Origin of the sequence: Clostridium sp. DSM 8431, assembly GCF_900116755.1 — a bacterium.
Taxonomy (GTDB): domain Bacteria; phylum Bacillota; class Clostridia; order Clostridiales; family Clostridiaceae; genus Clostridium.
The window spans coordinates 1-1913 of record NZ_FPBY01000299.1 but is presented as its reverse complement, the minus strand read 5'-3'; the positions used below and the strand labels follow the sequence as shown (position 1 = coordinate 1913).

Here is a 1913-nt window from a genome sequence, read left to right as displayed (position 1 = left end):
AATAAATTAATCTAATGAACCGCCGTATGCCAAACGGCACGTACGGTGGTGTGAGAGGTCGGTAATCAAAATAATTGATTACCTCCTACTCGATTAATGTATATGAAAGTATAGAATTGAAAAGAAGGGGTAAACTAATAGGTATGGAATTTTAAGCCATATTCTATTTGAGTGTAATAAACTGGATTCCAAAGAGTGAACTATTTTTGTTGGTTTTTAAATTTTAAGTTTTGTATTTATGTAATTTTAATTGAGAACAACATAAATAGAAATTATATTTCTTCTAAAATCAAAATGTAAATAGACTGGATGTTTAATTATGAATCTTAGTTATTTTAGATTTTATTGCTCCCTCTGTTTTAAATTAAAGAATAAAAGTTTTAAACTTAGAAAGGAAGTATCCTTATAAATTCAAAAGGAAGAGCACATATTTCATTAGGTATTCCTGGAACTGGCATTAGGTTTACAGTGTACTCTAAAAAGGGTTATGGCTAGATTTATGCTAGTATGTATTTTATTACATTGGCTATGATACAGTTCTTTATATTGATGGTGAAATTTATGTATTGGATTTTTGTTACTTTATGGTATGGATTAAAATGGTTAGTAATAGGAATTATCAAACTATGTAAATTGCCTTTTAGAAAGAAAAAATATATTAGAAGTATGAATAATACTTCTTATGAAATGGATGCAGATAATATATTTGCTGATGAAGATGAATGGATAGAGAAGGGTGGTCATTGATTACCTCTATTTTATTGTTATAATAACACCAGCTGACAGAGTACAGTTAAAATTGTAATATTTATAATAAGAATAGATATTATTAAAAGTATTACATGTTTTTAATTGAATAAATTAGAATTATTAATTTAATTCTAAAATAAATTAAATTAGGTTTATTTGTATAATTTGAAGGTAAAAATAGTTGATTGTATAATAAAGTTGTGTAAACCTATACAAAAGATGAAAAGAAAGGGGAAAGAGCAAATGGATAAACAGTCAATTTTTCATTATTGCAGCTTAGATACAGTCATAAAAATTATTGAGAGTAAGGATTTAAGATTTTCATAGGAGAGATGACTATATAGAGAAAGAATGGGCGTCAAAATTTATTGAAAAATACTTATTTGAAAAATTAAGAGTATATGCTGAGGCCAATAATTTAAAAGAAAATCAAAGGAATTCGTTATGATACAAATTCCAAATTAATAGCTTGTTTTTCAAAACGACCTGATTTAGCAAGACAGTGGAGAATATGTGCTGATGATGGAAAAGGTATAGCAATAGGATTTGATAAATATATAAAATCATTTATACAAGATATAATGAAATCTTATTATTCTTATAAAAAAAGAGAAGCAAGTAATAAATATATTTTTGATGAGAAGTTTAGGAAAGAAATTCAGAGATGTTGCAATATACTTATTAGGCGCTTAGCAAAGTTTGCTTATGAAATTAAAAATCCATATTTAGCTGAAGAAGAGGAAATTAGAATAATATATGATGTACATGCCTTAGATGAAAATCTTATACATGATTTATCCTTTAACGCTTATAATGAACTTCTTAATAGACCTAAAATAAAGGTGGATATATTTTGAAACCTATAAAATATGCTCAAAAAGATAATCGTATTTTCCCATATTGTGATTTGAATTTTTCTGGTTTTGTTAATAGTGGAATACATAGAAAAAGTATTGTTAATAAAATTATAGTTGGATCTGATAGTAAATTTTATGTAACAGATATCTATCATTATGTTATGTCTAAAGGGTTTGATACTAATAACTATGATAGTGCATTTTTACTTGGAAAATTTTACAGTCAAGTAACCAAACAGAATCCTAAGCTATTTTTAATGACTCAAAAATTTCTTCTATCGGCGTACCGCTTGCGGCAGCTTCATA

At 26.4% G+C, this 1913-nt stretch carries 3 protein-coding genes; all 3 read left to right on the top strand.

Annotated features, from left to right (window positions below; genetic code table 11):
• Window positions 1-561 precede the first annotated feature (561 nt).
• On the top strand, window positions 562-747 hold the full coding sequence (locus BM384_RS16940) for a hypothetical protein (RefSeq protein ID WP_090015424.1): 186 nt from the start codon (window positions 562-564) through the stop codon (window positions 745-747).
• A gap of 431 nt (window positions 748-1178) precedes the next feature.
• Window positions 1179-1607: a DUF2971 domain-containing protein gene (locus BM384_RS18740; protein WP_347455102.1), complete on the top strand. Its 429-nt coding sequence runs from the start codon at window positions 1179-1181 to the stop codon at window positions 1605-1607.
• Window positions 1604-1913, top strand: a 310-nt coding sequence (locus tag BM384_RS16930) for a hypothetical protein (RefSeq protein ID WP_139232168.1), incomplete at its 3' end; no start/stop codon positions are given. The genes BM384_RS18740 and BM384_RS16930, both read left to right, overlap by 4 nt.

What these genes read in the sequence shown, in the direction of transcription:
- BM384_RS16940 (WP_090015424.1), top strand. Translation starts at nt 562, where the DNA reads ATGTATTGGATTTTTGTTACTTTATGGTATGGATTAAAATGGTTAGTA.